The organism is Dehalococcoidia bacterium (assembly GCA_040902535.1).
GTDB lineage: Bacteria > Chloroflexota > Dehalococcoidia > DSTF01 > JACRBR01 > JBBDXD01.
The window spans coordinates 56,246-82,789 of record JBBDXD010000014.1; the positions used below are offsets into that span (position 1 = coordinate 56,246).

Below are 26,544 nucleotides of genomic sequence, written 5' to 3' on the forward strand. Positions count from 1 at the left end.
AGCTAGTCAGGCCGGCACAGATGCACTCGCGGGTAGCAGGCGCTGGAACAACTCGTTGCTCAGCAAGCGGCCCCGTCGCGTCAGGCGAAGATGCGTCGTCGTGCGTTCGAGGATGCCGTACCCCTCAAATTCGACAAGCAGGTTCCCGTGCACATCATCGACCGTCCCCCCATAGCGTCGACAAAACGCCGCCATGTCCACGCCATCGTTGAGCCGCAGCCCCAGGATGAGCGTGTCGGCAATCGAGAGCTCTTCGGTGATCGACTCCGCACCGATCACATGCTTCATCGCCCCGCGCCCGTCCGACATCTCGTCCGCCGACTCGTCCACCAACTCGATGTAGCGGTTCGGGAGCAGCACGGTCGAGAAGCGTGCGCCGTTAAGGAATGAATGCGCGCCCGCGCCCAGGCCCAGGTACTGCCGGTTTCGCCAGTACACAAGATTATGCTCGCAGCGACGTCCCGGCAGTGACCAGTTCGAGATCTCGTACTGGTCGTAGCCGGCCCGAGCCATGCGGTCCAACGTCCACTCATAATGGTCGGCCTGCATGTCGGGGTCGGGCGCTGCGACGCGCCCGCGTGCGACATCGCGAGCAAGCGGCGTGCCCTCTTCGATCGTCAATGCATAGAGCGACAGGTGCTCGGGTCTCAGAGCGATCGCTTGTTCCAACGTCCGCTGCCAATGCTCGAGCGGCTGCTGCGAAAGGCCGTAGATAAAGTCGAGGTTGACGTTCTCGAACCCCGCTGCGCGTGCGGCCGCATACGCATCGCGTGCCTCGGCGCCAGTGTGAATGCGGTCCAGCGACACCAGCTCCTCATCATCGAATGACTGGACGCCGATCGACAGGCGATTGAATCCAAGATCGCGTAATCCGCCCAGATATTCCGCCGTGAGGCTGCCGGGATTGGCTTCCAGTGAGATCTCGGCGGTTGGCTCGAAGGCGAAGATCCCGCGCAACCCCTCCATCAGGTGGGCCATCTCCTCGACGGGCGCGAGGCTCGGCGTGCCGCCGCCGAAGAACAGCGTCCCGATCGTTCGCGCACCGACGGCATCCTTCCAGAGGGCTGCATCCTTCAGCAGCGACTGCGAGTATGCAGGGATCAGGTGGTCGTGGCCGGCGTACGAGTTGAAGTCGCAGTAGCCGCACTTCGCCGTACAGAACGGGATATGGACGTAAAGCCCTATTGAGGCGTCGAGAATCACGCTACAGCCTAGCAGCCACGTTCGCCGGCGAGCAGGTTCACGTCACTGCAGCGAGCCATCCGACGGCAATGACCACGGAGGCTATGCCGATGCCGCCGAAGCCAATCTGAAGCGCGAAGTCATCCCTGCGGACGGCGTAGATGGCGATTGCGCCCGCAAGGCAAATGGCGCCAGACCCGGCGGCAGGCGCGTACACGGCCAGCTCATAGTCGAGCAGCGGTACGAGCGCGACGCTGATCAGCAGCGCCAGCGCAAACGACGACCACCCGATCGCTGCAGAGCGAGTGGCCCCAAGCCGGTGAGCCAGCCCGCGCACGCCGAAGCGCGCGTCCTCGCGGAGGTCCGGGAGCGTGTTCGCCAGGTGCAGCGCCAGTCCGATGAGCGCGCCGAGCGGCGCCAACCACAACAGCGAATTCTCCCATTCGCCGAGCGTCACCCACACCCAGATCGGCAGCGTCGGGATGGCGACCATGAATGGGACCGCGCTGAACATCGAACGCTTGAGCCGGACGTCGTAGGCCAGGCCGCATGACAGACCCAGCATCGCAAGCGCGAAGCTCGCGACGCCGAGCGTGATGCCAAGGATCGCCGTTGCGGCGACGAGCGCGATCAGGAGCGCGGTGGCCATCTCCGGCCGGATGACGCCGGCGACGAGCGGCTTCCATGGCTTGGTGCGCGCGTCCAGCTCGCGGTCGAACAGGTCGTTCGTGGTGCCGATCGCACTTTGCGCAAAGAGCATGAGCAGCATCATTCGGACCAGGCGCGACGCATCGGGTGCTCCGTCTGCGGCGACGAAGGCGAGGCCTGCCGTCGCCGCGACGTTCAGCAGCGTTGGGAATGGGTGGATGATGCGCAACGCCTGCACGGGGCGCCGCGGTGCTTCGACAGCCCCCGGCCCCGTCCGCGCCATCGGCGCCGCCTGCGGCTTCATCGGCGTTCCGCCTCTCTCGGTGTCGATAATACTCCCGCCCGCGAGCGGCAGGCAGCATGGAGGACGAATTGTGCCCCTTTGTGATGCCTGCTTCACACGGCGTGCTTGACAGGTCGGACGATCCCGCAATATGTTAGAAAGTGCCCGATCCGGACGGGCGCACATGAGCACTGAATGGACCAAGGAGGTGCTTCATGAACAACCGCATCCGTTGGGGTGTTTGGCAAGTTGACTGGTGAGCCCTGTCTTCACAATGGGCAGGGCGCGCCGACAAGGCAGGCTCCAAGAACATTCGCTGGCATACGGGACTTCTGATGAAGCTAAATCCCAGCCGTGATGGGGGTTTCCTATCATGGGGTCTGCCAAAGACACAAGACTACATAGTCGATGAAAAAGGCTTTCCCGATCGGAAGGCCTTTTCATTTGCCCCATGAGCGACGAAGCGCTTTCCAACCAGTCCAACCTCTGGCTTGCCGATACGCTCTGGCGCCTCGGTGCCGTGCAGTTTGGCGACTTCACGCTCGGCCGCACGACGGTCAATTCGCCGATTTACGTGAACCTGCGGCTGCTGATTGCGCATCCGACGGCGCTGCAGAAAGCCGCGCACATCCTGCAGCACGAAATCATGGCGCTGCAGGCGATGCGCCATCCGCAGATCGACGAGTTCGACGTGGTCTGCGGCGTGCCATTCGGCGGTATGACCATCGGACAGGCCTATTCGCTGGCATCAAAGGTGCCGCTGATCTACCTGCACCCTCACAAGGACGACCTGGAGTTCGACGTCGAGGGGATTTACCACCCGAGCCAGACCGCGCTCATCATGGACGACCTCATCACCGGCGGCGGCAGCGTCCTCGTTACGGCTAATCGGCTACGCGACGAGGGGCTGTTCGTTCGGGACGCCGTCGTGCTCTTCGACCGGCAGTCGGGGGGCCGCTCAAAGCTCGAAGAACTCGGCATCCGCCTCGTGTCCGTCCTCACCCTCGACGTCCTGCTGACCTACCTGCGCTCGAGCGGGAAGATCGGCGACGACTGGTATCGCAAGAGCATGGCGTACCTCGAAGCGACGCGCGAAGGGTAGGGGTGCATGGGGCAGGAGGCGGGTGTCGGGCTAGAGGAGCCTTCGTATCGGCTTGCGGCCCGGCCTGGGGTCGTAGTTCGACTTGAACATCTCAAGCTTGTCCCGTTCGATCAGGTACTTGCCTGCGAAGAGAACCGCGGGCACCTTCTTCTGCTTAATCAGGCGGCGCAGGCTCTGAGGGTGGATCCCCAGCGTGCGCGCCGCCTCCACGAGGTCCAGATAGTTCTCGAACGGGCTGGTGACCATCCGCGGCCCCACTACTAATCCGCTATATCAGATGACCGATTGTAACATGAAGTGTCAAGCGAGGGAAGCGCGCAGCACGGGCGGTTTCGCGGTCTATGTCAACGGCGGAATGGCCATAAGCCCCGCCGTTTGGTGTCTGCCGCAGGCAACGAATCCGGTGCGCGCTCGGGTGATGGTCGCAAAGCCCGCTCGATCCGCCGGTGCAGCATCATCATCGACTCAGCGACCTCCAGCGCGGCCTCCGGCTCCGGCGCGATCTCCGGGAAGATGTCTCGCGCCGTCTCCGTAAATCGTCCGACCGTGCTCTCGGCGCCGCTACGCATATGGTAGAGGCGCAACTCGTTGACCGAGCCGTAGATGGCGGACAGCAGACGCTCTACCTGGTAGTCGTCGACTTCGATGACGGCGGCGTCCTGAAGGAGTTGATTGCCAAGCGCGAGCTTCACCTCACGCAGGCCATGTTCGAGGGGTTGCTTCGTCGCGGGATCTAGCTCCGAACCAGGTCTGCCCAGGTGATAGACGAGCGCCAGAAATACCAGCTTGGGTTCGTCGTGAGTGAGCTTCAGGGCGATAGTCACCCAGTCATTGTAATGGCGGACGCTCGGCGAAACGAAAAGAGAGGCCCCGGAACGAGACCTCTCTTCGAAAAACCCTACAGCGCGGCGCGCTGAGCTACTTGTGCTTGCGCTGCCAGCGCGTCTTCTTCAGCATCTTGCGGTGCTTGTGCTTGCGCATCTTCTTACGGCGCTTTTTCACAACAGAGCTCATAGGCGCTCTCCTCCTCTCGAAGAGTTGGCGCGAAGCCGATGGAACAGCGATTCGGGCCGGGCGAGAGTATATCGGAGCGAGCGCTTGCGCACGAGGGTTCGCTTCCGCGCGTAGATGAAGCTGTGATAAACTCAGGTCAAGGCCGACCGGTGCGACACTCCGGGCCATGGTAGCCGGAGCGCTGCACGGGGCGGCTCATTTTGTTAGGGAGGACGCACATCGTTGACGGAATTGAGTAGTGGTGAAGTCGCCGATCCGGAGGTAGCCGCCTCCGACGAAGACTTCACGATGCAAAGCTGGCTGGACTCGCAGACCGACTTCCGGACGCTCCGCCGCGGAGAGGTCGTCGAGGGGACGATCATGGGCATCCAGCGTGATGGCGTGCTCGTCGATCTCGGCGCAAAGTCGGAGGGCGTGATCCCGCCGCACGAAATGCACTCCCTTGGCGCTGATCCGCTCAGCAAGGTGCAGGTCGATGAGAAGATCCTGGTCTACGTCATGCAGCCTGAGGCGGACCAGGGACAGATCATGCTTTCGGTGGACCGCGCCCGCGGCGAGCGCGGCTGGCGCGTGCTGCAACAGCGGTACGAAGAAGGCGAAGCGTTCGAGGCGGAAGTGACCGGCTCGAACAAGGGCGGCCTGCTCGTAAACGTCGAGGGCGTGCACGCGTTTGTCCCGTTGTCGCAAGTTGTCGGCGTGCGCCCGGATCAGGAGGGTGAGGGCGGACTGTCGTCGGTCGTTGGCAAGCAGTTGCGGCTGAAGGTGATCGAGATCAATCGCCGCCGCAACCGCGTGATTCTTTCTGAGCGCGCGGCGCTGCAAGAATGGCGGTCCCAGCAAAAGGATCGGCTGCTCTCGGAACTCAAGGAAGGCGAAATTCGCAAGGGCCGCGTCTCGAGCGTGCGGAGCTTCGGTGTGTTCATCGACCTCGGCGGCGCCGACGGCCTGGCGCATCTCAGCGAAGTCTCGTGGGATCGCAACCGGTCGCCGGAGGACATGTACAAGATCGGCGACGAAGTCGACGTATACGTGATGAAGGTCGACCCCGATACGAAGAAGATCGCCTTGAGCCTGCGTCGCGCGCAGCCTCAAGCGTGGGATGACATCGTCGACAAGTACGAGGTCGGTCGCGTCGTGCCGGGCATGGTGACCAAGCTGGTGACGTTCGGCGCATTTGCACGCATCGAGGGGCCCGTCGAGGGGCTGATCCACGTCTCGGAACTCGTCGACCGGCGCATCCAGCACCCGAAGGAAGTCGTGCGCGAGGGCGATCTGCTGCCATTGAAGATCGTGCGGATCGAGCGCGACCGGCATCGGCTCGGGCTGAGCCTGCGCGAAGCGCGCGAAGAAGGCGAGCGCATGGGCTTCCGGTTCACGGACGCCGGCGAGGTTATCGAAGTACCAGAGGACGTGCGCAGAGAGTTCGAAGAACGAGAAGGCGTAGCGATTCCGCAGCGGTCGCCGGAGGAGATTCGGAGCGCGCTCGCGGAGAACGCCGAGCCGGCGGGCGTCACGACAGCCGACGACGAAGTGTCAGCGACGGCAGCGCCGGAGACGCCGGCAGCCCCCCCGCCGCCGGTGGAAGAAGAAGCGCCTTCGACGGCAATGGCGGAAGCGTTCAAAGCGGCCAGCGCTGCGGTCGACGCAGACGACACCGACGCAACGGCGGAGCCAGTAAGCACGGCGGCGTCGACCGAACCAACGGAAGCGACGCCCGCGGATGCGACGGAGGCTGTCGACGACGCAGGTGCTGCCGACATACCGTCGGCTGCTGCTGATGCCGGCGAGCAAGAGCCGGCCGCCGCCGACACCAGCACCGCCGCCACACCCGTGACGGAAGAGACAGACAAAACCGAATAGCGCGCGCAACGCGAAGTGAGCCCGACGGATCCGGGCCGCGGGTGCGGCCCGACGGAGATAAGGGGATCGCCGGTCGAGACGCATCTGTAAGAGTCCGAAGACCGATGTACGTACCGGCCCGCGAGCCGATCGCAACATCGTCCTACTAGACTCGCCGCTTCCGTTGTGCTAGAATCGATAGGCAAGGTTAGCAATTATATGGTTGGAGCGGAGCGATGGCTGACCGGTTCGATAAATTCACAGAACGCGCCCGCAGAGTCCTCACCCTGGCCCAGGAAGAGGCTCAGCGGTTCAATCACAACTACATCGGCACGGAGCACCTGCTCCTCGGCCTCGTCCGTGAGGGCGATGGCGTTGCCGCCAAGGTATTGGCCAACCTCGGCGTTGAACTCAACAAGGTCCGTTCGGCGGTCGAGTTCATCATCGGCCGCGGCGACCGAGCTGTGCTCGGCGAGATCGGCCTGACGCCGCGCGCGAAAAAGGTCATCGAGTTAGCGGTCGATGAGGCGCGGCGCTTGAATCACCACTACATCGGCACAGAACACCTGTTGCTTGGTCTTGTCCGCGAGGGTGAAGGCATCGCGGCGGGCGTGCTCGAAAGCCTCGGCGTGAACCTGGAGCGCGTGCGCGCGGAGACGACGCGCATTCTCTCGCAGAGCATGCCGCAGAGCGCCGGCGCCGGCGCGCGGTCATCGACCCGCACGCCGACGGTCGATCAGCTTGGCATGGACCTGACGCAGGCGGCACGCGCGGGCAAGCTCGACCCGGTGATCGGACGCAGCAAGGAGATCGAGCGCGTCATCCAGATCCTGTCGCGCCGCACCAAGAACAACCCCGTACTCATCGGCGAGCCCGGCGTTGGCAAGACCGCTATCGCCGAGGGGCTTGCGCACCGCATCGTCGCCGGCGACGTGCCGGAAACGCTGCAAGGCAAGCGCCTGCTCACGCTCGACATTGGATCGCTCGTCGCGGGCACGAAGTACCGTGGTGAGTTCGAAGAGCGCCTGAAGAAAGTCATCGAAGAGATCAAGTCGAGCGGCAACTGCGTGCTTTTCGTCGATGAGCTGCACATGCTTGTCGGCGCGGGCGCGGCGGAGGGTGCGGTCGATGCGGCGAACATCCTGAAGCCATCGCTTGCACGCGGTGAGCTCCAGTGCGTCGGCGCGACAACGCTCGACGAGTACCGCAAGCACATCGAACGCGATGCTGCGCTCGAGCGCCGCTTCCAGCCGATCGTCGTCGAGGAGCCGACCGTCGAAGAGACGATCGAGATCCTCAAGGGCGTGAAGGGAAACTACGAAGAGCACCACAAGCTGACAATTTCCGACGAAGCGTTGAAGGTCGCGGCGGAACTGGCATCGCGCTACGTCGCGGACCGCTTCCTGCCCGATAAGGCCATCGACCTCGTCGATGAAGCATCGAGCCGCGTGCGCATCCGGCGCTCCGCGACGCCGCCCTCACTGAAGGAAGCGTCGCGCGGGCTCGAGTCGCTGCGTCGCGAGAAGGACGCGGCGATCTCATCGCAACAGTACGAGTACGCAGCGGAGCTGCGCGATCGCGAGGTCAAACTCCAGGAGAAGATCGAGTCGATGGAGGAAGGACTCGAGGTCGCGCGCGAGGGCGAAAAGCCCGTCGTGACCGAAGAGGACATCGCCGAAGTCGTCAGCATGTGGACCGGCATTCCCGTCGCGCGCATCGCGAGCGAGGAGTCCGCACGGCTGCTGCAGATGGAAGACGTGCTGCACAGCCGCGTGATCGGCCAGGACGAAGCGATCACGGCGATCGCGAAGTCCGTGCGGCGCTCACGCGCCGGCCTGAAGGATCCGAAGCGCCCGATCGGCGTCTTCATGTTCCTGGGCCCGACCGGCGTCGGCAAGACGTACCTGCCGCGCGTGCTCGCGGAGTTCATGTTCGGCAGCGAAGACTCGATGATCAAGCTCGACATGAGCGAGTTCATGGAGAAGCACAACGTCTCGCGGCTGGTCGGTGCGCCTCCCGGCTATATCGGTTACGACGACGGCGGGCAGCTCACGGACACCGTGCGGCGCAAGTCCTATTGCTTGATCCTGCTCGACGAGATCGAGAAGGCACACCCCGACGTCTACAACATGCTGCTGCAGATTTTCGATGACGGGCACCTGACCGACGCGAAGGGCCGGCGGGTCGATTTCCGGAACACGATCATCATCATGACGAGCAACGTCGGGTCGGACTTGATCCGCCGTGAAGGCAACCTGGGATTCAGCGTCCAAAAGGACGAGGTGAAAACGGCGGAGCAGCAGTACTCGAGGATGAAGGACAAGGTGCTCGAAGAGCTGAAGCGCGTCTTCCGCCCGGAGTTCTTGAACCGCATCGACCAGCAGGTGGTGTTCCACACGCTGAGCAAGGAGCACATCCGCAGCATCGTGGAGCTGGATTTGAAGGACCTCGAGAAGCAGCTCATCCTCAAGGGCGTGGCGCTCGAGATGTCGGGCGCCGCGAAGGATTGGCTCGGCGAGAAGGGCTACGACCACGTGTTCGGCGCCCGGCCGCTGCGCCGCGTGATTCAGAACGAACTGGAGGACCGCCTTTCGGAGGCGCTGCTCCAGGAGCGCTTCGGCCCCGGCGACACGGTGTTCATCGATGTCCAGGGCGAGGACCTCGTCATGGAGAAGAAGGAGCCAGAGCCCGCAGAGCCGGCGCTGACGTAAGCCCGGCGAGACCGAATCGACAGAAGCCCCTCGCGGTTGCGAGGGGCTTCTTGTCGGTTACCTTTTGCGCGCTCAGGCGTTATACGAACCATGAGAGCGCCCTTCTTAGCATCGCTCACGATTTTGGCGCTGGCGTCCGCCGCTCCGACATGCGTCACGTCGTCTTCGCAACGCGGTGACGCCGGGCCATGGGTGGGCGAAGTTCGCAACACTGGAAACGAGTTCGTGTCAGAATCGCTGGTGCGCGCCGAAATTGTGGATCCGAGCGGCACACACTACTCCGTCGCCGCGCCCACCTGTCCGCAACAACTCGCCCCCCGCGAGACGGCAACGTTCCAGATCTTCGGCCCGGAGGCGCACTTCGGCCTCCAACCTCCGCTGAAGGCCACCTTCGTCGCTGAGAGCTTCACCGTCGATCACGGACGGCGTACCGTAGACATCCGCCCGGAGATCATCGAACGCGATCCCGCGCGCCACTACGTTCGTGCGGCTCACGAACAATACCGACGAGGACCTCCGCGGACTTACCATTTGCGCGAACCTGCGCGCTCCCGACGGACGTCTGCTCGAAGTTGGCAATTCCTACGTCCGGCCCAGCTCGCTCGCCCGTGACGAGAGCGTCACCGCGATTATCTACTTCAACTCGTTCCCCGCCGACGCAAACGTGGAGTTCTTTCCGCAGGCGAACCGCGGCTGTTGCGCGGTGCCAAAGATTGATGCGCGGGACATCCGCTTCGAGTCGACGCAGATCGTCACTGGCGCATCGGGCGGGCGATTCCTGCTCGTCGCGGCGAGCGCCGTGAACACGACAGGTTTGACGTTTGACGCGTCGCAGTTCGACGCCTACGTCGAAGGATCGGCCGGCGACCGCATAGAATACGCGACCGCGGGATGCGACGGCGTGATGGGGGCGGGGGGCGAACCCGTTCCCATGACGTTCCTGCTGCCGCTTCCCGGGTCGGCCGCTTCGCCGACGCCCGTCATCTCCGGCATCGAAGGGCGGGTTGCGCAGTTCGATTACCACAGGCTCCGTACCCGCAACGTACGCCGCGACGGCAACACCGTCGGCGGGACCATCGTCAATGACACCGACCGGCGCCTCTGGGTCTCGGGGGTCTGCTTCGTCCTTCGCGAACAGGGGGGCCAGCTGCTCGGCAGCGCCGCGACGAGCCCCCAGGTCCCGCTCGAGCCCGGCGAGTCGGTCACGCTCGAAGCGATCGTGCCGTCGACTGTTGATCCGGAAGTGGCCGAGATCATCGCTTACGGCGACGACGCTCCCCGTGTCCCTCCTCCCTCGTGAAGCGCCCGTAGCACTCCATAGCGCCAGGCGTTTCCGCGGCCGACGCCGCCGGATAAGATCATCTCAGCAGCGAACACCAGCGGAAGGACACGATCATGGCGGTGCGCGGGTACGTACTCATCGAGGCGGAAGTCGGCAAGGCGAAGGCTGTCGGCGAGGCGATACGCGGCGTCAAGCACGACGAGGCGCGTGTGCTCGCCGTCGATACGGTGACCGGGCCGTTCGATGTCATCGTGCAGCTCGAGGCAGATGACCTGGACAAGCTCGGTAACGCCATCACGGAAGGCGTGCAGAAGGTCGAAGGCGTGCAACGCACGACGACGTGCCTGGCAGTGAAGCTCGGGTGACGCCGAAGCTATAAGTTCTAAGTTGTAAGTAGATCGCCACTGCGCGCGCGACGCACAACTTAAGCCTTACAACTCACCTAGTCGCATTCCTCAGAAACGCCGCGCGGTTCCTCGAACTGCGGCGGTGACTGCGCATCTCCCGTGTACAGAAAGATCACGTTGTCGTTGTCGTATTTGAGGAGTTTGTGGTCGTCCGTGGTGGCGAACCACGCTTCGTGCGACTGCCCTTCGGCAAGGATCGCCATGTACCAGGCGTCGAACGACCCGGCGGGGGTTTCGACGCGTTCCTGGCGAATGACGCTCAGCGTCACGTCGCGTCGCAGCCGCCTGTTCGGGATCGACGCCGTGTAGATCACGTCGTGATCCTCCTCGAACTGGATCGTCCGCCACAGAAACAACGACGAGTCGTTGTCGTACGCGTTCTCGGGCAGCTTGAGCGGATTGCATCGCTCGCTTTCCGGGTCTTCTTCCGTGGCCGGGTCGAAGTTGCGTTCCCGGATGCGTACGCCGTAGGAGCCGTCGCTCAGCTCGCTGTACTGCGTATCCAGCAGCACGCGGCGATCATCCTCGGCGTCGACGATCTCGCGCGCGCCGGCGAGTGGCTCGAGCGTCTCGGCATCGACGAGCAATACCGAGCGGTCTGAATTGCCATCCTCGTCGTCGAAGTCCTGGATGATCGCGAACCGCCCCGCCTGCTCGATCACGCTCAGCGAGCCCGATCCCTGCTCCTGGCCGTCGTCATCCATCAGGATGTACTCATACGACTCCGGCGCGGTCCAGGGTACATCGATGACGATCTCGTTTGCCGGTTCCAGGTCCTCGTCGCCGCAGGCGAGGACGCCCATAGCGACGGTCAGGGTCAGGGTCGCGGCAAGCGCGAGCCGTCGCAGCGTCATGCGAGCGCCGCGGCGGCGTTACTAGCGCGTTCCAGCGCATCTTCGATGTCGGCGCGCTCGATGCCGAAGTGCGTGACGGCGCGGATGCGTCCGGGCACCGGTGCGGACGTCAGCACGCCGCCCTGCTTCAGCGCACGCGCAAAGCTCATCCAGTCGACGCGCACGTCGAAGATGACGATGTTCGAGTCGATGTTCGTCGGGTCGAGGTCGACCATGGGCAGTGCGGCGAGGCCGCGCGCGAGCAGACGTGCGTTTTCGTGATCGTCGGCGAGCCGCCCGACCATGTTCTCCAGCGCGTACACGCCGGCGGCGGCGATGATGCCGGCCTGCCGCATGCCGCCGCCGACCATCTTGCGCATCTTGCGCGCGCTGGCGATGAACGCGCCTGAGCCGCAGAGCACGGACCCGACGGGCGCCCCGAGCCCCTTCGAAAGGCAAAAGCCGACGGAGTCTGAGGGCTCGGAAAGCTCGGCGACGGTCTTTCCCAGCGCAAGCGCAGCGTTGAAGATACGGGCGCCGTCAATGTGGACGCGCGCACCATGGCGGTGTGCGACCTCCGCGAGCGCCCGCGTGTCGTCGGCGGTGATCGCCGCGCCCGAGCAGCGGTTGTGCGTATTCTCGAGGCAGAGGAGTGACGTGCGCGGCAGATGCACGTTCTGGCCTCGCACGGCGGCTTCTACATCTGCTGGACTGATTCGTCCGCGCGCGTCATTCGGGACGGCCCGCAGCTGAACGCCTGCCACGCCGGCCGCGCCTGCCACTTCGTAGTGCAGGATGTGCGCCTCGCTGCCAACGATCGCTTCGTCGCCGCGCGCGCAGTGCGCCATGATGGCGACGAGATTGCTCATGGTGCCACTCGCGACGAGCAGCGCGGATTCCTTGCCGGTACGCTCGGCGGCCAGTTCTTCCAGCCTTCGCACTGTGGGGTCTTCGCCGTAGACATCGTCGCCTACGGCCGCCCCGGCGATGGCGCGGCGCATTGCGTCCGACGGCAGCGTCACAGTGTCAGATCGCAGGTCGATGATGCGGCCGGCCATGGTATTAACCCCGTTCCCACAGCGTCTTGAAACCCTCGCCGCCGCGTATCGCCGTGATCTCAGCGCGGCGCTCAGCGGCGATCAGTTCGCGCATCGCCGCCTCGCAATCGTCCGATGTCGCAGGCCCCCCGATCGCCACGGCGCGCCGCGCCAGGTGCTCCCACAGTCCCGAGTCGACGAGAGATCGCGCGTGACGCGGCCACTGAAACGTCAGGATGCGTTCAGGTGGCGGGAATCCTGGCCGCAGGGCGCGCAACGCCTTGAAGCGCTCCTCGCCCGACGCTACGGGCGGCACGACGCGCACCAACGGGCCGTCGGCATCGTTCGTCCGTGTGTCTACGAGCAAACGCCGGTCTGTGAGAGAGAATCGCACCACGAGGACCACCGCGCCGTCGATGACACGGCGCACCTCTTCCAGGTCAATGCCAAAATCGGTGCTCACAGTTCCTCGCCCAACGTCATTTTAGATTCGCACCGGTGGCCAAACAAGCGTGCGATCGTCCGACGGACGCGAGGAAGGCCGTCCGTCCCTTCGTACATTCCTCTAGCCTAGAGCGCGCTCTTGTAGATTGCTGAAAGGTCCTCTGCCGTCGCAGGTCGCGGTGCGGCGATAAAGATCCCCTGCGACTTCTGCGCATCATCGACAAACTGCGGCACGTCGGACTCGCTCATGCCGACCTCGCTGAGCTTCGAAGGGATGCCGATCTCCTTGCGGAGCGACCGGACATTCTTCACGATCTCCGCCGCTGCTTTGTCAGCCGGCATGCCGTGCGCGTTGATCCCCATCAGCGGTGCAATCTCCAGCATTTGTTCCTTGAGAAAGTCCTTGTGGTAGTCGAAGACCTGCGACAGCAAGATCGCGTTCGCGACGCCATGGGCGGTGCCGAGGCGGCCGCTGACGACGTGCGAAAGTCCGTGGACCTGGCCGAGGCCGGATGCCATCGATTGGCCAGCGATGTTCGCTGCATACAGCATGTTGCGCAGTGCAGCCGTCCGGTCAGGCCCGTTCACCGCCGTGCGCAAGTGGGCGCTGATCTGGTGAATGGCGCGCGTCGCGAACATGCGTGTGAACGGCGTGTTGCCCGGATTGACGTATGCCTCCATCGCGTGCGTCAGCGCATCCATGCCCGTCGCAGCGGTGATCGGCGGCGGCATCTTCGCGACCAGGTTCGGATCGAGGATTGCGACGTTGGGCGTGGTGTTCAGCAGCAGGTGCTTGTAATGCGTATCGGGGTCTGTGATCACGGCTGCCGGCGAGATCTCCGAGCCCGTGCCGCAGGTCGTGGGAATCGTGAACAGCGGCTTCATGCTGGCCGGAAACGGCACCGTGCCCGCCCCAAACAAGTACGTCTTCGCGGAGCCGCCGAGCTGCGCCGTAACGGCGATGCCCTTGGCGGCGTCCATCGCGCTGCCACCGCCCACCGCGACGACAAAGTCCGCCCCGGCGTCATGGAAAGCCTGCGTGCCGCCATCAACCTCGGGAATCGTCGGATTGGGCGTAACGTTGTCGTAGACGCTGTGCGCGATCTCGGCCTCATCCAGCGACGAAAGCACCGAATCGAGTATCCCCGCAGCCTTGATGCCCGGGTCCGTGACGACAAGCGCGTGTTTGTAGCCGGCGGCCTTGGCGCGCTGCCCGAGTTCGGCGATCGATCCATCACCGAAGACGGTCTCGACGCGCAAGGCGAATGATGGCATGTGTCCTCCTGTCTGGACGGATGTGTACGTCTGCCTCCGAGGCGGAGACACTATGCATAACGGCGACGCTTCGATCAATCTGCCGGTGATCGGTGCCGGAGGCGGGCCGTCGCCGACGCATTCGGGCCGGTGTTTGCAAGCCATTCGCTAGTATGGTTGTGCCTATGCCGGATCGTTCAATGGTAGGACAGCGGCCTTTGAAGCCGTGAATCTAGGTTCGAATCCTAGTCCGGCAGCCAGTGCTCACTTCCCGCGTGGTGCCACATGACGCAGATCGTCCGGCTCGAAGGTGCGCGCACACGCATTTCGATCGCCCCTGAACTCGGTGGGCGCATCGCGCAGATCGAGGCGCTCCATCGCGGCGCATGGGTGTCGTTGCTGCACGAACCGGTCGAGATCATGCCGGGCGAACGCGATCCGATGACCTGGGGCTCGTTTGTGATGGCGCCCTGGCCCAACCGCGTCGCGAACGCGCGCTTCGATTGGCGAGGGGAGACGATCCTCCTGGCGGCCAACGACACACCGCACGCCATCCATGGCGTCTGCTTCGACCGGCAATGGACTGTCGATGCGCAGACGGATAGTGCGTGTGCGCTGCGCATCGTGTTCGACGAGACGTGGCCCTTCGGCGGCCATGCTGTGCAGCACATTGAAGCTCTCGATGATGGTGTCGCGCAAACCATTGAAGTGCATGCCGCGCGCACGCCGTTTCCGGCCGGCGCGGGCTGGCACCCGTGGTTCCGGCGCCAGATCTATGGCGCTGAGCATGTGCACGCGCAGGTCGACGCGTCGACGCGATACGAGTTACGCGATCAAGTTCCGACCGGGCGTCTCCTTCCGGTCGATGGCGAACACGATCTTCGCGCGTATCGCCCGCTGGATGCACGCCGGCTTGATGATTGCTATCGATGCCCGTCGGGCACGTTGCGGCTGCGCTGGGACGACCTTGAGCTGTGGATGGAGTCATCCGCAAACGTCGACCACGCGATGGTCTACACGCCCGAGCACGCCGTATGCCTTGAACCCCAGACGTGTGCCGCCGATGCGTTCAACCTCGCCGCGCGCGGCGTGCCGGGCGCCGGTGTGTTTGTGGTCGAGCCGGGCCGACCACTGGTCGCGACCACCACCTGGCGCTGGGCCACCGCCGAGCCTCAATGGCAACAGATCCATCCAGGCGGCGCCGATGCTTAGCACGACGGCCGGGCGCGCGCGCTCCCGCGCCTTCGGCGACCGCCATGGTGCGGCTCACAAGCGGCGCCTCGGGTGGGGGAGCGAACGACCTCGTCTGCGGCGAGGTCGTTTCCTGTATGTCTAGAACGCGCCCTGCTTTTGCAGCCACGTCCAGAACGCGGCGGGTGCTTCCATCGTGCTGAGACGGCCCATGCGGACGAGCGCCCAATCGTCGAACTCGTGTGACTCCTTGATCTCGCGCAGCGTCACCGGTCGCTTAGCGTGCTTCACGTACTTGAAGTCGGCGACCCAACTCCTGCCATCGTTCGCATCGGGGCGTGGTTCCGAAACGACTTCAGCCAGGCCGACGACTGCCGTTTCCTTCTGCGAGTGATAGATGATCACCTTGTCACCGGGCTTCATCGCTTTGATTGCGTTGATCGCGGCCGGATTGCGGACGCCGTCCCACTCGGTCTGCCCGTCCTTCTTAAGATCGTCGAGCGAGTACGTCTCGGGATCGGTCTTCGCGAGGAAGTAGGCCATGCCTTTGGCTCCACCGTTGCATCAGCATTGCGGCGAGCGTACCACGGCGGACGGCTACTTGCGGAGTTGCACAGGTATATACGTGAAGGCCACGGTGTCCGGAGATTCCGTTGCGCGCGTGTACGTCAGTTCGTGTCGAAGCCAGCCGTTAGCCTCGTCCAGCCACGCGAGAGGCGCCATGAGTGAGCGCATGTCGCGCCCGACGGCCTCCTCGTGCAGGCGGTCGAGGAGCATATTGAGCTCTTCGGCAAGTTGGGAGACGCGATCCATCGGTCGTCCTCCTTGACGTGGTTGAGGGAGCGTCGCCGATTATACGCCGCTCGCCACTCGGTGCAATGGGGCAGCGGATTAAGAATTGGTGTAATCTCGACTGCTGTCCCGGCGCCCGCGATGAGCTACCATAATCGCAACCGTCACTATCCGTTATCGAAGCCGCCAAAAAGAGACGCATGGACCTCGAAGATCTTCACCTGAGCGCCGGCGTGGTCAGCGTCGATGGACACAGGCTGGGCACGCTGAGCCGGTTTGTCGTCGATACCGAATCGTGGCGCCTTACCCATATCGTCGTGGACACGGGCATCTTCCGCAGCGGCGAAGCGCTGTGGAAGGGCGGATGGGGCATGTCCCACGACCGCGTCGTGCCATTCGGCGCCCTTGCAGCGGCCACGTCGGACGAGATTCACCTAACGATGTCCGCGGACGAATTCAAGGAGTTGTCGACCGACTACCTGGAGGAGTATTTCATCCGCGTGCCCGATGCGAAGCCCGGCTTCCCCGACTCGTCCGATGTCCAGCGCTTGGTGATGTCGATTCCGGGCGAACCGGGCCCGTACCTGCTGCAACAAACGATGGCGCTGCGCCCGGACGAAGCCGAGATCGGCAAGGATGCGCCGGTATGGCGACTCAGCCCGCATCAAAAAATCGGTGAAGTCGAGCGCGTTCTATACGACGATACAAGCAGCAAGCTGAGCGCACTCGTCATTCGGCGCGGCTTCGTGTTCACGAAGGATGTCGTGTTAGCCATGCAGTACGTCGACGAGGTTGTCGGCGATATCGTCCGCGTCAGTATCGACGATGACACCCTCGGCAAGCTGCCCGAGTTCCAGGCGCCTGACTAACAGTCGTGCTTCATTTGCGCTCGGTTCTCCCGTGACGTCCAACGGAACTGTGCTCCGCGCGCGCGACCGCATATTTCCGTTGGGCGCGCGCACGTACATCATGGCGATCCTCAATCTCACCAGCGACTCATTCTCAGGCGATGGAATCGGCGCCGACCTCGACGCCGCCGTGCGCCATGCGGCGGCCGCAGTGGCCGATGGCGCCGACATCATCGACGTGGGCGCCGAGAGCGCACGCGCCGACGTGCCGGCACGCGCACCCGGCGAGGAGGCAGAACTGGTTGGCGAAGCGATTCGTCGCATAAGCGCGGAGACGGGTGCGATCGTCTCCGTCGATACCTACAAGGGCGCCGTCGCCGATGCTGCGCTGGAGGCGGGAGCGCACATCGTCAACGACATTGGCGGATTCAAGATCGATGCCAGCACGACGCGAGCCGCCGCAAAACATGGCGCCGCGCTCGTGATCAACTACACGTATGAGCGGCCGAAGGTGCGTCCCGTAGAACCGCCCCGCTACGACGATCTCATTGCCGAACACCTCGCGCTCCTTAAGGAGCAGATCGCCGTCGCCGAGCGCGCCGGCCTCGCGCCCGATGCGGTGATCGTCGATCCCGGGATCGCGTTCGGAAAGTCACACGACGAGGACCTGCAGGTACTGCGACGGCTTCGCGAATTCACGTCGCTGGGACGCCCGGTCCTCGTCGCAGCTTCGCGGAAACACTTCATCGGCAGCGTGACAGGACTGCCACCGTCCGCGCGCGATATCGCGACCGTCGCGGTGACCGCGCTCGCGATTGCCGCCGGCGCCGACATTGTGCGGGTGCACGACGTGCGGGCGAACGTGGAAGCAGCGCGCATAGCCGACGCTATTGTGCGAAGCGCGCCGGGAGATTACGCGGCGACGGGGGAGTCGTGGCCTTGGGCGTCCAGCGCTCAGCCGATCGCCGGGACGACGATCCAGCCTCACGAACCGAAGACATAGGCACGCGCAGGCGCTAGCTGGTCATTCCCTCGAGGCCGACAAGCGCGCGACCGTGCTCTATCTCGCCCATATGGCGCAGACCGTGCTGGTAGACGAAGCATTCCAGGACGTCGAGCTTGCGGAGCGGCGCGTCGGGTCCGATGACGATGGCGCAGAAGATGTTCTGCATGTTCGGAGGCAACTTCGGCAGCAAGACCTGCTCGAGCGTCTCCTGATCGAGGGACGCCAACACGTTGTCGGTGCGCGCGAGCACCTGCTGCTGGTAGGCGCCCCACGCGTCGAGGTCTCCGAAACGCAGGTGCTGCATCTCGTCGATCGTCTCTTCGCGGCCCAACGCATCGACCGTGACGCCGACCCTCTCCGCCCAGCCGCCCGTCTCCCACAGCGGCGCCTCGGCGAGGAAGGGGCGGCTGATGGCCTGATCCTGCGCACGGATGTAATGGCTCAGACTGAACGCGATCGGCAACACGCGGTCGCGCTCCTGGTAGTTGACGTGATCGAGCGTCATGTCTTCGATGCAACGTGACCAGAGCGTGTTCATCGCGCGGATGCGGTTACGAAGCGATGCGACGAAGATGTCCGACACGAGCGACCGTTCCTAGCCCAGGTACATGCCCGAGATCGCCCGGGCGATGACAAGCCGTTGCACCTCGGATGTACCTTCGAAGATGGTGTAGATCTTCGCATCGCGCGCCCAGCGCTCGACCGGGGCTTCGCGGACGTATCCCATACCGCCGAGGATCTGGATCGCCTGCTCGGTGACCCGGACGGCGGTCTCGCCTGCCTTGAGCTTGGACATCGAGCCTTCGGCGGCGGTGAACTGCTTGCGGTTGCGCGCCATCCACGCGGCGCGCCAGACCAGCAATCGTGACGCATCGATCTCTGTTTTCATGTCGGCGAGCGCGAACGAGATCGCCTGGTTCTCGATAATCGGACGTCCGAACTGGCGTCGCTGCTTCGCGTACTCCAGAGCGTATTCGTACGCAGCGCGCGCCGTGCCAAGCGCCATGGCGCCCACCGAAGGTCGCGTTGCCTCGAACGTCGCGAGCGCGGCCTGGGTACCGGTGCGCTTGCCTTCGCGGGCGCGGGCGAGCCGCTCGTCGAGGCGCTCCTTGCCGCCGAGCAGGTTCTTGCCGGGCACGCGCACGTCATCCAGGTACACCTCGGCGGTGTGCGATGCCTTGATGCCGTGCTTCTTGAACTTCACGCCCTGCCGCAAGCCCGGCGTATCGGGGCCGACTACGAACGATGCCTGTCCGCGCGTCCCAAGCGTCGGGTCGACGGACGCGACGACCACATGGACCGCAGCGATGCCGCCGTTCGAGATCCAGGTCTTCTGTCCGTTGAGCACCCACTCGTCCTTCGCCTCGTCATAGACGGCGCGCGTCTTCAGCGACGACACGTCAGAACCGGCGTCCGGCTCGGAGACACAAAATGCGCCGAGCTTCGGCTCATCGACGGTGCCGAAGCACTGCGGGATCCATTCTCCGATCTGCTCCGGCGTACCATTGCCCGCGAGGGCGGCGACCGCCAACGACGTGCCCATGATCGCCATGCCGATACCGGCGTCACCCCAGAAGATCTCCTCGATCGAGATCGGGAGCATGAGGCCCGTCGGGTCGGCGGTCATGTGTCCCAGGAACTGCGGGCCGTAGATCCCGACCTTCGCCGCTTCCTGGATGATCGGCCAGGGCGTCTCCTCGCGCTCGTCCCATTCGTGGGCGGCCGGGCGGATCACGTTCTCGGCGAACTCGTGCAGCCACTGCTGCATCTGGGTTTGTTCGTCGTTCAGCTCCAGCGAGAACGCCGGAGCCGCGGCTACTTCGGTGGTCATGTGCTACCTCTGCTCATCGATGAACCTGAGGCAGTGTTACCTAAATACGCTCAATCCGCGAGGTACGGACAGCAGAATCCTGATTCGGGATAGCCAGATCGTGCTAACCCAGGGATACCTTCTGCCGGTCCTGGGCGACGATCAACTCACCCTTAAAGATGTCCCGCATGCCCACGACGAATTGCTCGACGAGCGGTCCTTCGTTCGGGATCGGCGGGATCAGGTGCGTCAGCACAAGCTTCGGCACGCCGGCGTCGCGCGCCATCTCTGCGACGTCGTGCGTCGGTGCATGGTAGGCGCACGCTTCCTCCAGCATCTGCGCCATGCGCTCGTTGTCGGAGCCTCTCAGCATCTTGATGCGATCAGCCATCATGCCAAGATGCACGGCCTCACTGACCAGCATGTCGGCGCCTTTCGCCGCGTCGACAAGTGACTGCACGCGCACCGTATCGCCGGAGAACACGACTTTCTTGCCCCGCGCCTCCACCTTGAATCCGAACGCGGGCACCACCGGACGATGGTCAACCTCGAACGAACCGACCTCGATGGCATCGACCGTCGCGACATGCGATACCGCAGACGTCGCCGGTATCTCGTGCACGATGACTTCGATGCCGTCGCGCGAGAGCTTCTCGCCGTGATGTGCGAATCGATAGCGGACGTCAGGGTTGAGGCCGGCGCGAAAACCCTCGATCGCCTCCCGCGTCCCTTCAGGACCGTAGACGTGCAGCGGCTTCGTCGACCCGCCGAGCGTCCAGCGCATCATCATGAAGTCCGGGAAGTCCGTGATGTGGTCCGAATGCATATGCGTGAAGAAGACGTTATCGATCATCCCGAGCGGCACGCCTGTCGCAACGAGCCGTCGGGCGGCGCCCCAGCCGCAGTCGATGAGGACGGCGCGTCCCTCGGACACGACGAGCTGTCCCGCTCCGCAACGGTTGCCTGACGGCAGCGGACTTCCCGTCCCTAGCAGCGTGATCTCCATGTCCGGCATCGGGTTCTCCTCTATTTAGTCTTGCTGCAATTTCCTCATTGAACGCGCCCCTGTCTACGTCGGCGCTTCGACGGCCAGCCGCGGATCGCGTGCCGCCGGCATATTGTCGTAAAGGTCGCGGACCAGATCCTTCTTGATCGACGCGTATTTCTCGTCGTTCCAGAGGTTACGCCACTGGTGCGGATCCTCACTGTGGTCGTACAGTTCGCCTTCCGAGCCGTCGTACAAGATGTCGGTCGATGGCAGGCTGCCGTCTCGGCGTCGCATCGCGATACCGCCGAGCCTCGGATCCAGTGACGCGTCGAGACCAGTATCGTCGCGCGTGCTCGGCTCGTAGACCGTACACGTGATGCCGTCGCGGTGAATCGTGCGCAGGTGCATGCCGTAGCCGGGAAATTGACTGTCCCACTCGGTGATCATGCGCTCGTGGCCGGTACCGGGCGTCTTCGGCAGAGCCTTGCCCTGCATCCAGTCCGCCGCGGGCAAGCCTGCGATCTCGCAAAACGTGGGCGCGAGGTCGACCTGGCCGACCGGGTCTTCGATCTCGGCCCGCGGCACGGCGGCGGAAGGTCCGGGCCGCCAGATCAGCGGGATGCGCATCAGCGCGTCGCAATGGTACGGGCCTTTGAACATCAGTCCGAAGTCGCCTTGCAGTTCCCCGTGGTCGGTCGTGAAGAAGACGTCGGTGTCATTGGCCCAGCCCCGCTCCTCCACCCGTTTGATGACACGCCCGCAGGCCTCGTCGATGAGTTCGTTCTGGATATGCATCATCGCGTTGATTTCGCGGACCTGGTCGTGCGTCATGAGCTTCGGCACGAAGCGCGCCGGACCGCCCTCGACGTTGCGATAGCGCCCCTCGAAGTACGCGAGCCAGTGCGCGGGCTTCTGCGCCAGGATCTCGACGCATTTGTCCACGCTGCCAGGATGCCCTTCCGGCAGATCGAGGTCCCGCCAGTTGACGCGATTCAACTCGGACTCGGGCGGGTCCCAGGGATGGTGCGGGTCGGGGAAGCTCATCCAGATGAACCAGTCGCAGTCCGCCGGCAGCGAGTTGATGTGGCGGATAGTGCGTTCCGCAACCCAGTCGGTGTGGTAGTACTCACGCGGCAGCGGGTTGAACTTCACTTCCGGCGCGCCGGTGTCGCCGCCGCCTTCGTCGTTCATGCCCTTCGAAGTGAAAAGCTGGTAAAACCCGCTGACGTACGCCGGGTGGTTGTCGCCGAGCCACTTGCCGTAGTGCCACTGCGGTTGCGGGCCGTGCATCGCAAGTTCCATGTGCTGAAAGCCGCGATACGGCCCGGTCGAGTTCTCCCGCGCCAGGCGATTTTCGGCCCACTTGCCGGCGAGATCAAACGCCGGCTGAAAGTGCGCCTTCCCGATCAGCGCCGTGCGATAGCCAGCTTGCTCGTGCAGGTAACCGACGACACTCGGCGCGTCCTCCGGAAGCGGCACGCCGTTCGCGACGACACCGTGCGTGCGCGCGTACTGCCCGGTGATCATGCTCGAACGCGCCGGCATGCAGACGACGTTCTGATTGTTCGCGCGACGGTAGTTGATGCCGTTCGCCGCCAGCGCATCGGCCACCGGCGTGCGCGCGATCTTGCCGCCGTTGCACCCCAGGGAGTCGTAGCGCATCTGGTCGGTGGTGATGAAGAGAATCTTGCGGCCCACGGCTCAGCCTTTCGATGAGGAACGTGATTGCGGCGTCGTCGCGAGCAGCACGGTGCGCTCGAGTCCCGCCTCGCGGTGCGTATGCGCCTGCTGATAGTCCTTGCGGCTCACCATCTCGATGAATGCGCCACGTGATGGGTACTCGACCAGCGCGATCGCGTCCCAGGCCTGAGAGTCGTCGCCGATCAACACCTGGTCGCACCGTCCGATGTACAGCACGCGACCGCCGCCTTCGGCGACCATCTTTGAAGCCGCACTGCCGTACGCGTCGTATTCTTGTGCACCGTCACCGGCCTTGAACTTGAGCAGGTTGAGCATCACGACCGGGCCTTCTTCGGCGCTCGCCGCAAGCTCCCGAAACTGTTCGGCGTTCGGCGTGATGCTGCTCATTTGCTCTACTGTCGCCGCTAGCCACCCATGCCGATGTCGATCTTGTTGATCTTGTCATCGGCATTGAACGTCAGGGTCATCTTGATCGGTCCGAAGGGCAGGCCTGTGCCGACCGAACTCACGTTGTCGCCTTCCGCCTGCGGATCGCTCCACGTGATCTCCATGCCCGGCATTTCCGGTTGTGACCGCATGCCCGCTTCAACGGCCGCTTTGCCGCTCACGGCGCCGGTCATCGGGTTCGATGCGACGACGTCGTCGGCGAGCATCTTCGACACGTCGTCGAACTTCCGGTCGGTCGAGAGCGCCATGAACTCCTTCGCGAGTGCTGTCCGGTCTGCCATGGTTGGTGTTCCTCCTTCGCGCTTACGTGCGCCTCATGAAATCCACGACCACGTACGCAAGTTCCTCGCCGTGGTCTTCCTGGATGAAGTGTCCACCACCAGCGATGGTTGTGTGAAGCTGTCCTTTCGCGCCGGGCACGCGCGCCTGGAAGGCCTTGTCGGCGTTGCGCGTGATCGGGTCGCTGTCGCCGAACGCCGTCAGGAACGGCTTGTCCCATCGATCGAGCACCTTCCACGCTTCGCGATTGGGCTCGGATGCAGGGTCATCGGGACGCGTGGGCACGAGCGCCGGGAATCTGCGCGCGCCTGCTTTGAAGCTGTCGTCCGGGAACGGGGCGTCGTACGCCGCCACGACGTCGGCGGGCAGGTCCGTCGTCGTGCCGTTGTTGATGATACGGCCGATCTCGAACGACGGCGCCGTTTGCGAGAACTTCTGCCAGCGAAGGAACGCCTCGCCCGGCGGCAGGTCACCCGTGGGCAGAAACGTGTTGGCCGCTACGATGCGTGCGAAACGATCCTCGTGCTCGGCGACGACACGCAGCCCAATCAGCCCGCCCCAGTCCTGGCAGACGAGCGTGATACGGCGCAGGTCGAGCTGCGCAACGAACGACGCGATCGCGTCGACGTGCAGTTGATACGTGTAGTCGTCCTGGCTGGCGGGCTTGTCGCTCCGGCCGAAGCCGAGCAGATCCGGCGCGACAGATCGATAGCCAGCCCCTGTGATGATCGGGATCATCTTGCGATACAAATACGACCACGATGGCTCTCCATGCAGCATGAGCACCGGCTCTGAATCGCGCGGACCGTCGTCGATGTAATGCATGCGTATCCCGTCGACGTCTGCGTAATGCGGTTCGAAGGCGTAGCCGGGCAGGCTCTGAAACCGCTCGTCGGGGGTGCGCAGTACGTTCATAAGTGTGGCTACCCCTGTTCCAGCAGCGCTGACAGCATGCGTTTCATGACGCGTCGTGCTTGCGCGATTGAAAGCCCCTGGTGCGCACGCAGCGCCTCCCACGTCGACCAGGACGCAGCGGCGGTCAACGCCTCCGTGACGTCGCGCCGCGCGGCAGGAGGCAGCCGCTTGAGTTCGATGGCGAACACTTTCTCGATCTCGAGGCGACCGCGACCGCGTATCCATGAGAGGTGCCTCGCGATTACGGGTGACGACGGCTCGAAGGACAGCGCGGAGCGTCGCACCGGCGAGATCACCTCGAGCGCCGAAGCACGCGAAGCTACCAGCGCGTCGATGCGATCCGCCAGCCCGCCCTCCCGCCGTACGCGTCTCAGGTCCGTCAGGTGACGCTGCATCTGGCGCCGCGCGCCCGTGGCAAACAGCGCCTCCAGGTCTTCGAAGTGGTGGAATACCGTGCGGAGCGACACGCCAGCGCGCTCAGCGATGCGTGGCGCCGTTGGCCGCAGGTCTCCCGTCTCAATGAGGTCGAGCATCGCGCTCACGACGGCATCGTGCGTGCGTTCGCCGCGTTCGGCGCGTCCATCCCGTACGGGTGCGGGCGTCGTTGTTTCTGTCATGGGCACGACGATACCACTACTTGCACTGATAGTGCAAGAAGATTTTATCATCGCCTCTCAGGACGTCTAGCTGCTCACATTCCCGCTCGGCGCAAGGGTAGGCGCGCCAAAGCGGTTCGTGCAGCGACGAGAGATTGCCGCGATGTGATCGGACCATCTCAGATGTGCTCGAGCCGATCGCGCCGATCCTGCTCGCGCGCGTCGATGAGACCGCCGGTCACCGATATATGCCGGCCGCGCGCCGGGCACTTGTCTGAGCGAACGTGTATCGTGCGCCCGTGCCGCGAGCTTAGTCCGGGAGCAATGCCTTGAACCTCGTCGAATTCATCCACGCCGAACTGCGTCGCCTGCACACGATGCTCGACCGCTCGACCGCCGATCTCACACCGGAGCAATGGCACACGATTCCGGCAGCCAATCCGGCCGCAAATCACCTCGCGTTCGAGATGTGGCACTACGCACGGACCGAGGACAACGTCGTGCGATTTATCTTGCAGGGGCTGCGCCCAACCGTCTGGATGGAAGGCGGATGGGCGGAGCGGCTGGGATTGCCACCCGTCACGCAGGGCACCGGTATGCCTGCTACCGATGCGCAGGCGTTGCGGATCGACGACCTGTCGCTCTTCGGCGAGTACGTCGACGCCGTTTGGGCGAGCACCGAAGCGTATCTTTCGAACCCCGACGAGTCGGCGTTCGACACGCTGGTGACGGTGAAGCCGCTCGGGGATATGCCGGCCATCCGCGCACTCGGCCAGGTGTGCATGACGCACGGCTTCACCCATCTCGGCGAGATCGAACTCGTGCGCACGTTGCTGGGATTGAGGCCCGCGATCGGGGTGTAGAGGGCCGCTGTCCTACAACGCACAGCCGTTCATAATCCGAAGGACAGGACCGAACAGACAAGGAGCGATTGCCATGACCTACCGGCTGTGCATCGGCGTCAACTGGCAAGGCGAGTTCGACCGCGAGAAGGTCTTCGAGCGCGTAAAGATCGCCGATGACGCCGGCGTCGAGTCGTGCCTCGTCGCGGAGGCCTGGGGGCGTGACGCGTTCACGCTGCTGACGCAACTCGCCGAACGCACGAACCGCATTCAACTCGGTACGGGCATCGTGAACTACTACTCGCGCAGTCCGGCAGCGCTGGCGCAGCACTTCGGTACGCTCGACGAGTTGAGCAACGGCCGCATGATCATCGGCCTCGGCGCGTCGAGCGCGAACGTCATCGAACACTTTCACGGCATCAAGTTCGAACCGGCGCTCGCCCGGATGCGCGAGACCGTACAGATCATCAACATGCTCATGGCGAATCAGAACCTGGTGTACAAGGGGAAACTGTTCCAGATGGAACGCGGCTTCACGTTGCGCTTCCAGCCGGTGCGCGAGCACATTCCCGTCTACATCGCTTCGTTCCGGCCCAAGGCCACGAAGGTCGTCGCGGAAGTCGCCGACGGCTGGATGCCGACGATGATTCCGATTCAGCAGGCGAAGGCGCAGGTCGACCGCTTCATGGGTTACGTGCGCGAGGCCGGCCGCGATCCATCGACGATGACCGTGCGCTTCGGCGGCGTGACGGTTGCGAAGGACAGGGAGCGCGCCCTGCATGGTGCGAAGGCGGGCACCGCGTTCTACATCGCACGGATGGGCGATTTCTACTACCAGCAGCTCAGCGACATGGGTTTCGCCGACGAGGCGAACGCGATTCGCAAGGCGTGGAAAGATGGCGGTTCGGGCGCTGGCATCGCCGCCGTGACTGATGAGCTGTCTAACTCACTGGGCTTCATCGGTTCGGTCGATGAGTGCCGCGACCGTCTCGCCGAGGAGGAGCACGCGGGCATTAACCTCCACTCCGCGGGCGTCGCGGGCTACGACGCGATCGAAGAGGGCAAGATCTTCGAGCAGTTGATGAAGTAACTC

General features: G+C 64.1%; 29 protein-coding genes and 1 tRNA gene. 11 read left to right on the forward strand and 19 right to left on the reverse strand.

The window, feature by feature from the left end:
* Positions 1-6: 6 nt before the first annotated feature.
* Together hemW and WEB52_06590 are read right to left on the reverse strand one after the other, a co-directional pair.
* Entirely contained in the window at positions 7-1,203 is a 1,197-nt protein-coding gene (hemW, locus tag WEB52_06585) for a radical SAM family heme chaperone HemW (protein ID MEX2226097.1), read from the reverse strand.
* A gap of 37 nt (positions 1,204-1,240) precedes the next feature.
* Positions 1,241-2,134, reverse strand: a complete 894-nt coding sequence (locus WEB52_06590; protein MEX2226098.1) for a UbiA family prenyltransferase — start codon at positions 2,132-2,134, stop codon at positions 1,241-1,243.
* A 430-nt stretch (positions 2,135-2,564) separates the two neighbouring features.
* On the opposite strand from WEB52_06590, the gene WEB52_06595 reads away from it, so the two are divergent.
* Positions 2,565-3,215, forward strand: coding sequence for a phosphoribosyltransferase (locus tag WEB52_06595; GenBank protein ID MEX2226099.1), 651 nt, complete (start codon positions 2,565-2,567; stop codon positions 3,213-3,215).
* Between the two features lie 30 nt (positions 3,216-3,245).
* Here WEB52_06595 and WEB52_06600 read toward each other — a convergent pair whose 3' ends face one another.
* The 3 genes from WEB52_06600 to WEB52_06610 form a co-directional block, all read right to left on the reverse strand.
* The gene (locus tag WEB52_06600) at positions 3,246-3,461 is read right to left on the reverse strand and encodes a helix-turn-helix domain-containing protein (protein MEX2226100.1); all 216 of its coding nucleotides are present in this window, start codon (positions 3,459-3,461) and stop codon (positions 3,246-3,248) included.
* A gap of 98 nt (positions 3,462-3,559) precedes the next feature.
* Positions 3,560-4,039 (reverse strand): hypothetical protein, encoded by a 480-nt coding sequence (locus WEB52_06605; protein ID MEX2226101.1) that lies wholly within the window; start codon positions 4,037-4,039, stop codon positions 3,560-3,562.
* 94 nt (positions 4,040-4,133) lie between these two features.
* Positions 4,134-4,229, reverse strand: coding sequence for an AURKAIP1/COX24 domain-containing protein (locus WEB52_06610; protein MEX2226102.1), 96 nt, complete (start codon positions 4,227-4,229; stop codon positions 4,134-4,136).
* Between the two features lie 222 nt (positions 4,230-4,451).
* Between WEB52_06610 and WEB52_06615 the strand changes: the two genes are divergently transcribed.
* The 4 genes from WEB52_06615 to WEB52_06630 all read left to right on the forward strand — a co-directional run bounded on the left by WEB52_06615 (position 4,452) and on the right by WEB52_06630 (position 10,426).
* Complete coding sequence (locus WEB52_06615; GenBank protein ID MEX2226103.1) at positions 4,452-6,089, forward strand: S1 RNA-binding domain-containing protein; 1,638 nt, start codon at positions 4,452-4,454, stop codon at positions 6,087-6,089.
* A gap of 215 nt (positions 6,090-6,304) precedes the next feature.
* Positions 6,305-8,779, forward strand: coding sequence for an ATP-dependent Clp protease ATP-binding subunit (locus WEB52_06620; GenBank protein ID MEX2226104.1), 2,475 nt, complete (start codon positions 6,305-6,307; stop codon positions 8,777-8,779).
* Between the two features lie 484 nt (positions 8,780-9,263).
* The gene (locus WEB52_06625; protein ID MEX2226105.1) at positions 9,264-10,079 is read left to right on the forward strand and encodes an FxLYD domain-containing protein; all 816 of its coding nucleotides are present in this window, start codon (positions 9,264-9,266) and stop codon (positions 10,077-10,079) included.
* A 95-nt stretch (positions 10,080-10,174) separates the two neighbouring features.
* Positions 10,175-10,426: an Lrp/AsnC ligand binding domain-containing protein gene (locus WEB52_06630; GenBank protein MEX2226106.1), complete on the forward strand. Its 252-nt coding sequence runs from the start codon at positions 10,175-10,177 to the stop codon at positions 10,424-10,426.
* Between the two features lie 77 nt (positions 10,427-10,503).
* On the opposite strand, the gene WEB52_06635 is transcribed toward WEB52_06630, so the two are convergent.
* The 4 genes from WEB52_06635 to WEB52_06650 all read right to left on the reverse strand — a co-directional run bounded on the left by WEB52_06635 (position 10,504) and on the right by WEB52_06650 (position 14,057).
* Positions 10,504-11,322: a DUF3108 domain-containing protein gene (locus WEB52_06635; GenBank protein ID MEX2226107.1), complete on the reverse strand. Its 819-nt coding sequence runs from the start codon at positions 11,320-11,322 to the stop codon at positions 10,504-10,506.
* Entirely contained in the window at positions 11,319-12,359 is a 1,041-nt protein-coding gene (locus tag WEB52_06640; GenBank protein MEX2226108.1) for a GntG family PLP-dependent aldolase, read from the reverse strand. Before WEB52_06640 ends, WEB52_06635 begins: the two co-directional genes overlap by 4 nt.
* A gap of 4 nt (positions 12,360-12,363) precedes the next feature.
* Positions 12,364-12,801 (reverse strand): hypothetical protein, encoded by a 438-nt coding sequence (locus WEB52_06645; protein ID MEX2226109.1) that lies wholly within the window; start codon positions 12,799-12,801, stop codon positions 12,364-12,366.
* 107 nt (positions 12,802-12,908) lie between these two features.
* Positions 12,909-14,057, reverse strand: coding sequence for an iron-containing alcohol dehydrogenase (locus WEB52_06650; protein MEX2226110.1), 1,149 nt, complete (start codon positions 14,055-14,057; stop codon positions 12,909-12,911).
* Between the two features lie 165 nt (positions 14,058-14,222).
* Between WEB52_06650 and WEB52_06655 the strand changes: the two genes are divergently transcribed.
* Together WEB52_06655 and WEB52_06660 are read left to right on the forward strand one after the other, a co-directional pair.
* Positions 14,223-14,296 (forward strand) — tRNA-Gln (locus WEB52_06655).
* Between the two features lie 25 nt (positions 14,297-14,321).
* Complete coding sequence (locus tag WEB52_06660) at positions 14,322-15,248, forward strand: hypothetical protein (protein ID MEX2226111.1); 927 nt, start codon at positions 14,322-14,324, stop codon at positions 15,246-15,248.
* Positions 15,249-15,368: 120 nt separating this feature from the next.
* Here WEB52_06660 and WEB52_06665 read toward each other — a convergent pair whose 3' ends face one another.
* Positions 15,369-15,770: an EVE domain-containing protein gene (locus WEB52_06665; GenBank protein ID MEX2226112.1), complete on the reverse strand. Its 402-nt coding sequence runs from the start codon at positions 15,768-15,770 to the stop codon at positions 15,369-15,371.
* 54 nt (positions 15,771-15,824) lie between these two features.
* Entirely contained in the window at positions 15,825-16,040 is a 216-nt protein-coding gene (locus tag WEB52_06670; protein MEX2226113.1) for a hypothetical protein, read from the reverse strand.
* A 179-nt stretch (positions 16,041-16,219) separates the two neighbouring features.
* On the opposite strand from WEB52_06670, the gene WEB52_06675 reads away from it, so the two are divergent.
* Together WEB52_06675 and folP are read left to right on the forward strand one after the other, a co-directional pair.
* A complete protein-coding gene (locus tag WEB52_06675) occupies positions 16,220-16,888 on the forward strand; it encodes a hypothetical protein (GenBank protein ID MEX2226114.1) in 669 nt (222 codons plus the stop codon).
* Positions 16,889-16,919: 31 nt separating this feature from the next.
* Positions 16,920-17,870: a dihydropteroate synthase gene (gene folP / locus WEB52_06680; GenBank protein ID MEX2226115.1), complete on the forward strand. Its 951-nt coding sequence runs from the start codon at positions 16,920-16,922 to the stop codon at positions 17,868-17,870.
* A gap of 13 nt (positions 17,871-17,883) precedes the next feature.
* On the opposite strand, the gene WEB52_06685 is transcribed toward folP, so the two are convergent.
* The 8 genes from WEB52_06685 to WEB52_06720 form a co-directional block, all read right to left on the reverse strand.
* Positions 17,884-18,456, reverse strand: coding sequence for a hypothetical protein (locus tag WEB52_06685; protein MEX2226116.1), 573 nt, complete (start codon positions 18,454-18,456; stop codon positions 17,884-17,886).
* A 12-nt stretch (positions 18,457-18,468) separates the two neighbouring features.
* A complete protein-coding gene (locus WEB52_06690; protein ID MEX2226117.1) occupies positions 18,469-19,704 on the reverse strand; it encodes an acyl-CoA dehydrogenase family protein in 1,236 nt (411 codons plus the stop codon).
* 103 nt (positions 19,705-19,807) lie between these two features.
* Positions 19,808-20,698 carry an MBL fold metallo-hydrolase gene (locus tag WEB52_06695; protein ID MEX2226118.1) on the reverse strand — a complete coding sequence of 297 codons (891 nt, stop codon included), beginning with the start codon at positions 20,696-20,698 and terminating at the stop codon, positions 19,808-19,810.
* A gap of 54 nt (positions 20,699-20,752) precedes the next feature.
* Complete coding sequence (locus tag WEB52_06700; GenBank protein ID MEX2226119.1) at positions 20,753-22,369, reverse strand: sulfatase-like hydrolase/transferase; 1,617 nt, start codon at positions 22,367-22,369, stop codon at positions 20,753-20,755.
* A 3-nt stretch (positions 22,370-22,372) separates the two neighbouring features.
* Positions 22,373-22,759, reverse strand: coding sequence for a DUF1330 domain-containing protein (locus WEB52_06705; protein ID MEX2226120.1), 387 nt, complete (start codon positions 22,757-22,759; stop codon positions 22,373-22,375).
* 17 nt (positions 22,760-22,776) lie between these two features.
* Positions 22,777-23,100 (reverse strand): nuclear transport factor 2 family protein, encoded by a 324-nt coding sequence (locus WEB52_06710; protein ID MEX2226121.1) that lies wholly within the window; start codon positions 23,098-23,100, stop codon positions 22,777-22,779.
* A 22-nt stretch (positions 23,101-23,122) separates the two neighbouring features.
* Entirely contained in the window at positions 23,123-24,013 is an 891-nt protein-coding gene (locus WEB52_06715; protein ID MEX2226122.1) for a haloalkane dehalogenase, read from the reverse strand.
* A gap of 8 nt (positions 24,014-24,021) precedes the next feature.
* Complete coding sequence (locus tag WEB52_06720) at positions 24,022-24,630, reverse strand: TetR/AcrR family transcriptional regulator (GenBank protein ID MEX2226123.1); 609 nt, start codon at positions 24,628-24,630, stop codon at positions 24,022-24,024.
* Positions 24,631-24,938: 308 nt separating this feature from the next.
* Here WEB52_06720 and WEB52_06725 point away from each other — a divergent pair, with 308 nt between their 5' ends.
* Positions 24,939-25,472, forward strand: a complete 534-nt coding sequence (locus WEB52_06725) for a DinB family protein (protein MEX2226124.1) — start codon at positions 24,939-24,941, stop codon at positions 25,470-25,472.
* Positions 25,473-25,545: 73 nt separating this feature from the next.
* Positions 25,546-26,541, forward strand: a complete 996-nt coding sequence (locus WEB52_06730) for an LLM class flavin-dependent oxidoreductase (protein MEX2226125.1) — start codon at positions 25,546-25,548, stop codon at positions 26,539-26,541.
* Positions 26,542-26,544: the final 3 nt, after the last annotated feature.

Bases quoted from the DNA above. Each gene is read 5' to 3' on its own strand.
- WEB52_06635 (MEX2226107.1), bottom strand. From the start codon at position 11,322: ATGACGCTGCGACGGCTCGCGCTTGCCGCGACCCTGACCCTGACCGTC.
- WEB52_06720 (MEX2226123.1), bottom strand. From the start codon at position 24,630: ATGACAGAAACAACGACGCCCGCACCCGTACGGGATGGACGCGCCGAA.
- WEB52_06690 (MEX2226117.1), bottom strand. From the start codon at position 19,704: ATGACCACCGAAGTAGCCGCGGCTCCGGCGTTCTCGCTGGAGCTGAAC.
- WEB52_06670 (MEX2226113.1), bottom strand. From the start codon at position 16,040: ATGGATCGCGTCTCCCAACTTGCCGAAGAGCTCAATATGCTCCTCGAC.
- WEB52_06730 (MEX2226125.1), top strand. From the start codon at position 25,546: ATGACCTACCGGCTGTGCATCGGCGTCAACTGGCAAGGCGAGTTCGAC.
- WEB52_06710 (MEX2226121.1), bottom strand. From the start codon at position 23,100: ATGGCAGACCGGACAGCACTCGCGAAGGAGTTCATGGCGCTCTCGACC.
- WEB52_06590 (MEX2226098.1), bottom strand. From the start codon at position 2,134: ATGAAGCCGCAGGCGGCGCCGATGGCGCGGACGGGGCCGGGGGCTGTC.
- WEB52_06715 (MEX2226122.1), bottom strand. From the start codon at position 24,013: ATGAACGTACTGCGCACCCCCGACGAGCGGTTTCAGAGCCTGCCCGGC.
- WEB52_06640 (MEX2226108.1), bottom strand. From the start codon at position 12,359: ATGGCCGGCCGCATCATCGACCTGCGATCTGACACTGTGACGCTGCCG.
- WEB52_06705 (MEX2226120.1), bottom strand. From the start codon at position 22,759: ATGAGCAGCATCACGCCGAACGCCGAACAGTTTCGGGAGCTTGCGGCG.
- WEB52_06675 (MEX2226114.1), top strand. From the start codon at position 16,220: ATGGACCTCGAAGATCTTCACCTGAGCGCCGGCGTGGTCAGCGTCGAT.
- WEB52_06665 (MEX2226112.1), bottom strand. From the start codon at position 15,770: ATGGCCTACTTCCTCGCGAAGACCGATCCCGAGACGTACTCGCTCGAC.
- WEB52_06695 (MEX2226118.1), bottom strand. From the start codon at position 20,698: ATGCCGGACATGGAGATCACGCTGCTAGGGACGGGAAGTCCGCTGCCG.
- WEB52_06630 (MEX2226106.1), top strand. From the start codon at position 10,175: ATGGCGGTGCGCGGGTACGTACTCATCGAGGCGGAAGTCGGCAAGGCG.
- WEB52_06650 (MEX2226110.1), bottom strand. From the start codon at position 14,057: ATGCCATCATTCGCCTTGCGCGTCGAGACCGTCTTCGGTGATGGATCG.
- WEB52_06660 (MEX2226111.1), top strand. From the start codon at position 14,322: ATGACGCAGATCGTCCGGCTCGAAGGTGCGCGCACACGCATTTCGATC.
- WEB52_06595 (MEX2226099.1), top strand. From the start codon at position 2,565: ATGAGCGACGAAGCGCTTTCCAACCAGTCCAACCTCTGGCTTGCCGAT.
- WEB52_06610 (MEX2226102.1), bottom strand. From the start codon at position 4,229: ATGAGCTCTGTTGTGAAAAAGCGCCGTAAGAAGATGCGCAAGCACAAG.
- WEB52_06600 (MEX2226100.1), bottom strand. From the start codon at position 3,461: ATGGTCACCAGCCCGTTCGAGAACTATCTGGACCTCGTGGAGGCGGCG.
- WEB52_06620 (MEX2226104.1), top strand. From the start codon at position 6,305: ATGGCTGACCGGTTCGATAAATTCACAGAACGCGCCCGCAGAGTCCTC.